At 36.9% G+C, this 9,740-nt stretch carries 7 protein-coding genes and 2 pseudogenes; 6 read left to right on the top strand and 3 right to left on the bottom strand.

Annotated features, from left to right (window positions below; genetic code table 11):
- On the bottom strand, positions 1-294 hold a 294-nt coding region (locus H540_RS0120145), incomplete at its 3' end, for an IS6 family transposase (RefSeq protein ID WP_028402128.1).
- Between the two features lie 68 nt (positions 295-362).
- Here H540_RS0120145 and H540_RS30385 point away from each other — a divergent pair.
- The 3 genes and pseudogenes from H540_RS30385 to H540_RS0120130 all read left to right on the top strand — a co-directional run.
- Positions 363-2,123: pseudogene (locus H540_RS30385) on the top strand (RHS repeat domain-containing protein); the annotation flags it as partial.
- A 29-nt stretch (positions 2,124-2,152) separates the two neighbouring features.
- Entirely contained in the window at positions 2,153-2,719 is a 567-nt protein-coding gene (locus H540_RS0120135) for a hypothetical protein (protein ID WP_028402127.1), read from the top strand.
- 412 nt (positions 2,720-3,131) lie between these two features.
- Positions 3,132-3,686, top strand: a complete 555-nt coding sequence (locus tag H540_RS0120130) for a recombinase family protein (protein WP_028402126.1) — start codon at positions 3,132-3,134, stop codon at positions 3,684-3,686.
- 684 nt (positions 3,687-4,370) lie between these two features.
- Here the strand turns inward: H540_RS0120130 and H540_RS30380 are convergent.
- Both H540_RS30380 and H540_RS0120120 read right to left on the bottom strand, forming a co-directional pair.
- Positions 4,371-5,771, bottom strand: a complete 1,401-nt coding sequence (locus H540_RS30380; protein WP_051317210.1) for an MFS transporter — start codon at positions 5,769-5,771, stop codon at positions 4,371-4,373.
- A 554-nt stretch (positions 5,772-6,325) separates the two neighbouring features.
- Positions 6,326-7,186 carry a LysR family transcriptional regulator gene (locus tag H540_RS0120120; protein WP_028402125.1) on the bottom strand — a complete coding sequence of 287 codons (861 nt, stop codon included), beginning with the start codon at positions 7,184-7,186 and terminating at the stop codon, positions 6,326-6,328.
- A 187-nt stretch (positions 7,187-7,373) separates the two neighbouring features.
- Here H540_RS0120120 and H540_RS0120115 point away from each other — a divergent pair, with 187 nt between their 5' ends.
- From H540_RS0120115 to H540_RS0120105, 3 genes and pseudogenes are all read left to right on the top strand, one after another.
- A complete protein-coding gene (locus H540_RS0120115; protein ID WP_028402124.1) occupies positions 7,374-8,498 on the top strand; it encodes a 2-methylaconitate cis-trans isomerase PrpF family protein in 1,125 nt (374 codons plus the stop codon).
- A gap of 275 nt (positions 8,499-8,773) precedes the next feature.
- Positions 8,774-8,992, top strand: a pseudogene (locus H540_RS32405) (citrate/2-methylcitrate synthase); the annotation flags it as partial.
- Positions 8,993-9,137: 145 nt separating this feature from the next.
- On the top strand, positions 9,138-9,740 hold a 603-nt coding region (locus tag H540_RS0120105), incomplete at its 3' end, for an isocitrate/isopropylmalate family dehydrogenase (protein WP_028400825.1).

Raw genomic sequence — 9,740 nt, 5'->3', positions numbered from 1 at the left:
AGAATCTACTGCACGATATAGATACATCCACTGTCCTTTTACTTTTATGTAAGTTTCGTCTACCCTCCAGGAGTCATTGGTTCTCCTTAAATACGGACGAATGCGTTTATCAAGTTCTGGTCCATATTGATGAACCCAGCGCATAATCGTAGTATGTGCTACGCATATTCCACGCTCTTCCATCATCTCTACGAGATCACGAAGACTCAGACTGTACCGGAGGTACCAGCGTACTACATGTAAGATAATTTCGGGTTCGTAATGTTTCCACTTAAATTCTGTTGGCTTTTTCATACGGATACACATCCTTTATAGATTGATAATATCAGTATGTCCAAGCTTCTTAGATTTTTTGCACCAGAGCCAACCGTATCAGTACAAAAATGCCAAACGGCAGTTTACTAGAATGGACGTATGACGCGGTGAATCGTACAACGGAAGCGAAGCGCAACGGACAAGTGGCCTTTTCGTATCAATATGATGCGAACGGCAATGAAACAAAGGTAACGGACGCTGTCAACGGTATTGCACGGGACAAAGCATATGATGTCGGTAACCGCATTACAAGCATGACGGACCGAGGCGGCAGTGTATCATGGACATACCATGACAAAACACATAAACTGAAAGAAACAAAAATTACACATGACGTCTATAGCAATACAACAAGCTATGTTTATAACCCACTTGATCAAAATACAGAAGTAGTAGACGGCGGTCAAACGTATCACTTTGATTATGACGAGTTTGGCAACGTACGAACGTATACAGCAGGAAACGGAGCAGGTTCTTCGTTCCATTACGATCGTACAAATAAGGTAGACCAATTGACTGTTGGAAATAGTCAAGGAACCATTTTGTTGTATGAAACCTATCAGTACGATGCCAACAGCAACCGTACTAGTGTGGAACGCCAAACAGATACAGGAAAACAAACGATTTCCTATGAATATGATTCTATTAATCAACTTAAGAAAGAAACACTCGCAGATGGTACAATTAAAGAGTACAGCTATGACGGTTTTGGCAACCGTACAAGTGTGAAAGTAACACCTCCATCTGGAACAGCAACAACGACAACAGCAGTATTCAACGATGGAAATCAACTGACGAAATTTGGAACAGAGTCAATTATCTATGATGCAAATGGCAACCGTACAGCAGATGACAAATACACGTATACGTGGAATGAAGCGGATCAGCTGGCTGCCATTACCAACAAAGGTGAAAGTACACCATTTGCGACGTATAAGTACGATGATGATGGCCGTCGTATTGAAAAAATAGTAAATGGTCAAACAACTCGTTATCATTATGATGGTGACAGCATTAATATGCTGTATGAAACAGATGCGAGTGGAAATGTGCTTCGACAATACGTCTACAATGCAAATGGTGGACGAATAGCGATGAAGTCACAAGGACAAACGCTGTACTATCACTACAATCCCCATGGTGACGTCGTTGCAATGACAGATGCAAACGGAAATGTCGTAGCAAAGTACGAGTATGATGCATGGGGGAACGTGTTAAAGAGTGATACGCAAGGGATTGCGACAGATAACTCGTTTGGCTATGCGGGGTACATGTATGATAAAGAAATTGGAATGTATTATCTCATGGCGCGTTATTATAACCCAACGCATGGTGTGTTCTTGTCTGTAGATCCGGATCCAGGTGATGAAGATGATCCGATTACGCAGAATGGGTATAGTTATGCAAATAATAATCCTGTCATGTTCGTAGATCCAGATGGTCACTATAAGAAACCATTACAAGCTTTTGGAATTGCAATTGCATTTATACTTTCAAATGTTCAGAGGGCAAATCAATTCAATAAGAAAGTTATAAGTAAAGTTACCTCAGGGGCAAAGAGAATTTGGAAAGAGCGTAAATATACAATACAAGGTCCTGACAAAAGGAATGGTCGTATTTTTGCTATTGTAAATAGGAAAAAGAAGCAGACTAAATCTACAGATTCTAGATTATTTGCACTGGATTACCATGAAATAAGGGAAAATAAAAAGCGAACTTCTGGGAAAGTTCTACACATGCATTTCGGATATAAAAAAAATAAGCACTATTTTATTTATCCTTCGAGAAAGAAAACAACATGGGAATAATTAATCTCATATTGTAAAGAGGGGAACAGATGGAAAAGATACAGTTTAAAAAGATTAAATCGCCCGAATTTCAAAAAATACATCGTATAGAAGATTATACTTATGCATATGATGCAGATTTATTTGATGATGACTCAAAAAATATTGAAGTCCTAACCACGTTATTCCAAGTGCATGCTAAAAAGATGATTTTGCATGTAGGTGAATATATGAGAGAAGATGTGGAGAGAGAGATGCAAAGTAGAAATATAGGGTATAGGTTGTTCTATCCAAGTAAAAAAAATTTATTTATCATAGTTGAATCATTTACAGAAGAGCATATTCTATATTTAATAAGTCTATTTTATAGTCTTAGTGTAGAAAATTACTTGGCAATTATGTTTTTTGGCGAAGGTGTTTCTATAGAGTTTGAGCAACTACAAAGGAATAAAATATCTCAAGTTTTATTAGGTGAATATTGGGTCCCTTGTTGTATTCTAAAAAAAGAAACGGGTTGTGCTTTTATAAGATATGATGGAGCTCTTCTAACAGTTGTAGGAAACGATAATGATTCATTTAGAGATGAAGTCTTACGAAAGGTTATAATTATTAACTAATGTGTTAAGTAACTACAAATACGGAGTAACTCATTATATTTATTTTTAACATACTCAATTAGCTTCTGATTAATAAGTGTTATCTGTAAAACCTGTGTCCAGTGGCATAGGTTTTATGGTTCTGGTGCAAGAAATCTATCAAACTTGGACATACTGATACTAGGGGTCTGATAGCGAAACGCGGAATATATACGCTAAGCAATTTTCGTATTTTGTCGGAACTATCCCTCATTGAACCTTATCTAAATGAATTCTAAAAAACAATAGTTTTTTATAACATTCGAAGCGGGCAGAAAATGCCCGTTTTTTTATTGAATATTGTTATAATAAAAATATAAAAAAACAAGTTATAATAAACATATATTTTATATAAAATGGATAATAAGGGATTCTTTATTTTTCAGGAGGAATTATGAAAATAGGATATGCACGAGTATCAACAAATGAGCAGTCGTTAGATATGCAAATAGATGCACTCAAAAAAGAAGGGTGTGAGCGTATTTATGAAGAAAAGGTATCAGCAGTTCGGGATGACCGAATAGAATTGCAAAGAGCTTTAGATGCTTTACGTCCTTGTGATCAATTTGTCGTATATAAACTAGATCGATTAGCACGTTCCACCAAAAAGCTCATTGAAATTGCGGATTTCTTAGAGCAGGATGACATTGAACTCATTAGCGTTTGCGATAAGATAGACACCACAACGCCAGCAGGTAAAGCCATGTTTAAAATGTTTGCGGTATTTGCAGAATTCGAGAGAGATATTATTCGTGAGCGTGTACTAAATGGCTTAGAAGCAGCAAGAGCAAGAGGAAGAAAAGGGGGAAGACCCCGAAAAAGTGAGAAGGTCCGCAAGCAAGTATTAACCATGTATGAAAGTAAAAAGTACACGTTAAAAGAGATTGCAGAAGGTACAGGAATTTCTGTTCCCACTATTTATAATTGGTTACGTGAAGAAAAGAGGTAAAAGGAGCGTATAAACTAAAGATGGTGGACAAAAGAGAATTATTCGAAGCAGAGTTAACTGTAAGATATGATATGGGGTTCCCAAAGCTGAATAGCAATTTAGGGGAGTACCAGCGAAGGTGTTACCACCCGCAATAAGAAGACGTAATTATTCGCAAGTTAAGGAAACCCAATTAAAAGTGTAGAGATTGCGATAAATTCTGCGTAACAAAAATAGAGAAAACAAATATTGTGACAAATTATTTTTGTTACGATATTTTGTTACGCGTTATTTGAGCTTCCTTGCATGAAACATTATGAGACATAAACTGTAACAAAATTGATCATTTTTGTTACAACCAATCACCTATTTCCCTTGTAAATCAAGTACTTAGTGTGCATCAAATTGCTTATTGCGGTTCATAGCAGTTTCGCTGGTATTAGGCCAACAAATCATATTTGCACCAGAACCTTAAAAAATAACTTTTTACTCCTTTGTTTTACAAACGGCCGCTTGGATTGTAAATGGTATAGAAGCCCTGCTTATGATTAAAAAAGAAGCTGGTTCACCAAGGACAAAAAGAATTCATCCATAAAGTGTTTAAACTAGCTTCTTAAACCTGCATTCGAAAGAAATGAATGGTTCTATGTTTAGCGTAAGTGCTTGCATCAGAACCATTCATCCCCTATCTTCCTTGTAATCCTATCATCTCGCCTTTAAATCAACTTCGATTGAAGAGATTATTGTTGCATCTTCGATATTTAAATCCTCTAAGCCCCGTTTTTTTGTATAAGGTCCGAAAATGCTAACAGTAATAGCTACTGATAACCAACAGACTGCAATAAAGATAAAAACACTGAAATATCCATAACCCGTAAAAATAAAACTAATTAACATCGGACCGACCGTATTGGATAATCGTCCAATCCCATACGTCAGGCCAGTACCTGATGCTCGCAGTTCTGTAGGATACAATTCAGAAGTGTAAGCATAAAGGTTTGACGAGAAAACCCTTTCAATTAGATTTAGCAAAAATCCAAAGATAACAATAAAAACAGGATTAAACGTAAGTCCGTACAAAAGCCCCGCTATTGCAACAAACACGGAAGTAACAGTTATGGTCCATTTACGCTCAAAACGATCTGAAATAAGTGAACCTACGAATGCGCCTAGTGGTGCCCCTAAAGTAAATAAAGTGGCAACTGTAAGTGTTTTTTCTATATCCATTCCGTTTTTCACTAAAAGAGTCGGAGCCCATGATCCAAATCCATAAAATCCAAAGGTCTGTAAAATCCATACACCAATGAGTAACATGGTTCTTTTGGAATATTGTCCTTTAAACAAATCCATAAAAGAAGCAGCTTGTACAATTTTCTTTTCCTGTGAAACAGCAGGTGAAGGCAAAACCCCCTTCTCTCGAGTAACAGACGCTTCAATTTTTTGCAGGATAGCTTCGGCTTTATCAAACTCACCACGTGTTTCATACCAACGGGGGGATTCTTCTATTTTACGGATAAGAAAGAGGGAAAGAATCCCCAGGCCCCCCCACACAAATACAAGCCTCCACCCCTCTGGTCCTGCAGGAACAAGTAACCGTGAGACCCAAGAGGTTATAGGAATACCAATTAATCCAACCATTACACACAGGGCTTGATATTTTCCACGTGTGGCCGCTGGGAAGAATTCAGTAATATAGGTACCTGCAATGACGGTTACCGCTGCTACCCCCATACCTGTTAAAAAACGGAATACCCCAAGGGATATAGGATCCCATGCAAAAGCATTTAGTAGAGAAAATAAAGAAAACCATACTACCATATATGTCATAGCCTTTTTTCGCCCGATCTTGTCTGCAAGTCGACCACCTAAGGAAGATCCTATAAACATACCAAGAAAGGACATGGATGTAATTAAAGCAATAGTTCGAACGGAAATGTTCCAAGATTTGATCAGTGCCGGTGCAGCGTAAGAAAACGTATTCAAATCACTGTAATCAAAAAAATATACGAATCCAAGTGCAAGTAAGACCATTCGATGCACCCGTGAAATAGGCAGACGATCCAACCGATTTGAAGAATTGGCAATGCTTACAACTTTAGTGCTCATTTCATCCCTCCTAATTCTGTACTAACGAATGAGTATCAATGAGATACTCATTTCAAAAATATATTAAAGTGAAATATCCTCTATACAAATTTACCTGTTGACTAGTTCATATTCATTTTGGTTTTGCTCTCTAGCTTTTTTGCATCAAAACCAATAAAAGTGGAATTACCAGTAAAGCAAATACTAGAGACATATGTTTTGACATAATAAGAAACGCAAATACGACAATCGTCGAAAAGCCTAGGCAGCATAATAGTTTTTTCCACAATATCGTTTGAGAGCGTTTTCTTTCCGCGTCAAAAAATATGAGCTTCTTCACAATACTCTTTTACACAAATTCAGTTTGAATATTTAGAATATTAAAGGTATTCATAAATCCCAGCTGGTCCTTATCATGTTTTTAATATTAGTACATTCAACGAAATAAAGGAAATATAGATTTTTTTAGAAATTCCATAAAAATATTTTATGTTAGTTCTTCAAAAAAAGGATTTGGGGATAATCCGTTTTTAGATTATCCCCAAATCCTATAAATGATAATGTGAATGATACTATTATTTCTCATTACTATTTAGAAAGGATATAAAAGCTTTAACTATTGACAAGTTCAAAGAGGACGGATCATACATTAGCCAGGTATTTCTCAGCACCGGATCTCCGTTCTTGTAAGATAATCCGACGGTGTACAAATTATCAGTAGGTTGAAGGCATATTTCAGGCAGTATAGCAAATCCCAAATCGTTTTTGACCATTTCTTTACAGGTCTCTTGTCTATCTATTTCCATTGTTACACGGGGTGGTTCGGAAAATTTATCGTGCCACCAATTATTAATTAAATTCTTTAAAGAGGTATCTGTATTATAGTTGATGAAAGGTAAGTTCGGTAGTTCATCAACATTGATTTTCTTTTTCGATATAAGGTATAGTCTCTCTTTTGTTAACAAGGACTTTTCTCCATTCCATTGGTAATTACCTCTTAATATCCCTAAATGGACCTTAGAGGAATCTAAGAGATTCATGATTTCAGTGCTCCATCCAGTATTAACATTAAATTGGATATTCGGAAACTCTGTGGAAAATTTTTTTAATATTTTAGGTAATTTATATTGGGCGAAATTACTGGAAACACCTAGTCGAAGTGTTCCAATTACCTCTTCTTTCATATTGAACATATAATCTTTTGTTTGTTGAAGTTGTCTTAACATCTCTTCGGCATACTTTACTAAGTATTCTCCCTCTGATGTAAATTCAATTCCTTTTTTTGTCTTAAAAAATAAGCTGACACCAAACTCATCTTCTATATTTTTAAGTCGATAGCTTAAGGCTGGTTGAGATACATATAATCGCTCTGCAGCACGAGTTATGTTTTTTTCCTCATACAAGGTTTTAATGATAAGCCATTCTTTTTTATCCATTTCAATACCCCTTTTAATTAGTAAGAACCATTTTCTCCACCTAAGTTATAAAAATTTTTTTGTTCATCTAATAGATTTTCTATATTTTACTTATGACTCCTTCTATTATACGATGAATTTCAAAAGAACCGGTTCTTAATTAATAAATAAAACGCCTTCATATCTTATGTTGAAAAGGATGATTATGATGACAAGAGTTCCTGTGACCATTATGAGAGGTGGAACAAGCAAAGGGGTATTCTTTAATTATGAAGATATGCCAGTAAACGTAGCTGAATGGGAAGAGTTTTTGTTAGATATAATGGGGAGCCCGAATCATATGCAAATTGACGGACTGGGAGGAGCAAATTCATTAACGAGTAAAATTGCCATTATAAAAAAATCAGATATTAAAGACATTGATATTGATTATACATTTGCTCAGGTGAGCATTAATGAATGTTTTGTTGATTTTAAAGGAAATTGCGGAAATATTTCCTCTGCGGTGGGTCCGTATGCTATTGAAAAAGGATTGGTGGCAGCACAAGAGCCAATAACTAAAGTAAGAATTTTCAATACCAATACTAAAAAAGTGATTGTAGCAGAAGTTGAGGTGGAAAACGGAAGAGTCAAAACAGAAGGGGATTGTTCAATTCCTGGAGTTCCGGGAACAGGATCACCTATTTACCTTTCTTTCACTCGTGCAGAAGGCGCAGTAACTGGAAAACTTTTCCCGACTGGAAACCCTATCGACATTATCCAAACACCTAGCGGTTCAATACCTATATCTATTATTGATGTTGCAAATCCATTGGTCTTTGTTAAAGCCCAAGATATCGGCCTTATCGGAAGTGAATTGCCTCATGATTATTCTCAGGAAAAATTAAAAGAACTAGAAGAAATAAGGTCTGTAGCAGCTGAAATGTGTCAATTTGCAAATAAAGAAGACGCAACTAAAAAATCTCCTGCTGTGCCGAAAATGACTATTATTGCTCCTCCTATGGATTACATTGACCTTACAGGAATAGAAAGAAAAGCTTCAGATATGGACCTTGTAATAAGAATGATGTCTATGCAAAGACCACATCAAGCTCTTGCTATTACAGGTGCCATTTGTGCAACTGCAGGCGTTTTCTTAAAGGATACGATTTTATCAGATATTGTAACGGTTAATCAAGAAATGGTTCGATTAGCGCATCCGGCTGGTATTATGCAAACCAAGATTGATTTACTTGCAGGGCATATAAGTGCAATCAAGGTCATACGTACAGCAAGGACCATTTTGGAGGGATATGTGTATACAAAAAAAGTTACGAGCTTTCCTACCTGTTAGCTTGAGCTGATTTCATCTGAAAATTCCTAGCATTAGAAAATTAATTCTTTCTGGGGTCCTGCCGCATGCTTATCAAGCTAACGGCATGGGGTCCCGCCGACAATTCGCGGAAATTATACGCTAAGACATTTTCTGGAAGGTAAAACCTTGATTTTCCTACGCTAAGGGCTTTTTTGACCAGAAACGAACGTTTTTGGTGAGTCCAAACACACGCCTTATACGCCGTTTCTCGACCTGATTTCTTATATCCAAAAGCCGAACTAAAAACAAATGACCAAAACATCGACTCATTCGCGTTTTTGGTCATGGTTTTTTACAATATTTGTCTTAGTGTACTTCATCCGCGTTTTGACGGTGGGACCCCTATAAGCCGTATGTCCAGCTGGTTGGCTCATATTTTGGAGCAATATGAGAACAATCGCTTAATCCGTCCTCGTGCAGATTATACAGGTCCGACAAATCAAAAATACATTGCGATTGAATACAGAGTATAATCTATTTGAAAAAATCTGGCTTTTCGTAAAAAAATAATGATGAGAATATTTTGAATTATGTAATGACTTGATCAAAAGAAGTCCCCTTAGGGGATTTGGGGACTTCTTTTGTTTCATATACATTTTCCATATGGGGGTAATTGCATTGACTACAGGACAAAAGATTACAGTAACAGATAGCGTTATGAATGTACCAAACAACCCGATCATTCCTTTTATCGAAGGAGATGGTATAGGTCCGGACATTTGGGCTGCAGCATCCCGCGTGTTAGATGCAGCTGTAGAAAAAGCATATAACGGCGAAAAGAAAATCGTTTGGAAAGAAGTGCTTGCAGGGGAAAAAGCGTTCAACCAAACAGGAGAATGGCTTCCACAAGAAACTCTTAATGTAATTGATGAGTACTTACTTGCAATTAAAGGACCTCTTACAACTCCGGTTGGCGGCGGTATCCGTTCCTTAAACGTGGCGCTTCGCCAAGAGCTTGACCTATATGTGTGCTTGCGTCCGGTTCGCTATTTTGAAGGTGTTCCTTCACCTATTAAGCGTCCGCAAGACACTGATATGGTCATCTTCCGTGAAAACACAGAAGATATTTATGCAGGTATTGAATATGCACAAGGCAGCGAAGAAGCGAAAAAAGTGCTTGAATTTTTACAGAACGAAATGGGCGTAAAGAAAATTCGTTTCCCAGAAACTTCCGGAATTGGCATTAAACCAGTTTCTGAAGAAGGAACAAAGCGTCTTGTT

Source organism: Ectobacillus panaciterrae DSM 19096, from assembly GCF_000430785.1.
Lineage (GTDB): Bacteria > Bacillota > Bacilli > Bacillales > Bacillaceae_G > Ectobacillus > Ectobacillus panaciterrae.
Note: the sequence above shows the minus strand (reverse complement) of the source record. Positions and strands in the feature narration are given on the sequence as shown.